Genomic DNA, 619 nt, shown 5'->3' on the forward strand with positions numbered 1-619 from the left:
GGACATTCGCCGCCCGGATGGCAGCGTGATCCGTTTCGACAAGAACGCGGCCGTTCTCGTCGACAACAAGAAAGAGCCGATCGGCACGCGTATCTTCGGACCGGTTCCGCGCGAACTCCGCGCCAAGAACCACATGAAGATCATCTCGCTCGCGCCTGAAGTGCTGTAAGGAGCCGGACCAATGCAAAAAATTAGAAAAGGCGACAAGGTCGTCGTGCTGGCCGGCAAGGACAAGGGCCGTTCGGGCGAAGTCCTCTCGGTACAGCCGAAGGAAGACACCGCGCTGGTGCGCGGCGTCAACATGATCCGCCGTCACCAGAAGCAGTCCCAGTCCCAAGAGGGCGGGATCATCACCAAGGAAGCGCCGATCCAGCTGTCGAACATCGCGCTGGCCGACCCCAAGGATGGCAAGCCGACCCGCGTCGGCTTCATCTTCCAGAAGGACGGCAAGAAGGTGCGCGTCGCCAAGCGCTCGGGAGAAGTCATCAATGGCTAAGGCTCAAACCACGAAGCCCACGGCTGAAAGCAAACAGTCCAAGGCTCAGAACACGCCGCGCCTCAAGCAGGTCTACAACGAGACCATCCGCAAGGCGCTGCAGGAACAGTTCGGCTACGACAA

General features: G+C 60.4%; 2 protein-coding genes. Both read left to right on the forward strand.

The window, feature by feature from the left end; translation table 11 throughout:
- The coding region (locus EN879_RS38060; protein WP_206521114.1) for an uL14 family ribosomal protein at positions 1-169 on the forward strand (169 nt) is incomplete at its 5' end.
- A gap of 12 nt (positions 170-181) precedes the next feature.
- The gene (gene rplX, locus EN879_RS38065; protein WP_013531428.1) at positions 182-496 is read left to right on the forward strand and encodes a 50S ribosomal protein L24; all 315 of its coding nucleotides are present in this window, start codon (positions 182-184) and stop codon (positions 494-496) included.
- Positions 497-619 lie beyond the last annotated feature (123 nt).

Origin of the sequence: Mesorhizobium sp. M7A.F.Ca.AU.002.02.1.1 (genome assembly GCF_003998535.1) — a bacterium.
Taxonomy (GTDB): Bacteria; Pseudomonadota; Alphaproteobacteria; order Rhizobiales; family Rhizobiaceae; genus Mesorhizobium; species Mesorhizobium ciceri.